Source organism: Mycobacterium sp. IDUB_19 (genome assembly GCF_055419445.1).
The window spans coordinates 1-269 of record NZ_JBVAXR010000226.1 but is presented as its reverse complement, the minus strand read 5'-3'; the positions used below and the strand labels follow the sequence as shown (position 1 = coordinate 269).

Annotated in this window: 1 protein-coding gene; it reads left to right on the top strand. The window is 63.2% G+C overall.

The features are described 5' to 3' along the window. A partial coding sequence (locus ACZY0B_RS28060; protein WP_463767471.1) for an HNH endonuclease signature motif containing protein occupies positions 1–269 on the top strand: 269 nt, incomplete at both ends.

The window sequence follows — 269 nt, the reverse complement described above, 5'->3', positions numbered from 1 at the left end:
GCCGGTACCCGGCTACCGATCAGCGACGTCATCCGCCTTTCCCGCCACGCCCACCACTACCTGGCGATCTTCGACAAGAGCAAGCCCGTCGCGCTGTATCACACCAAACGCCTCGCCTCACCGGGCCAGCGAATTGTCCTGTACGCCAAAGACCTCGGCTGCTCAGCACCCGGCTGTGATGTCGGTGGCTACTACTGCGAAGTCCACCACATCACCGACTACGCCCAATGCCACACCACCGACATCGACAACCTCACGTGGGCCTGCGG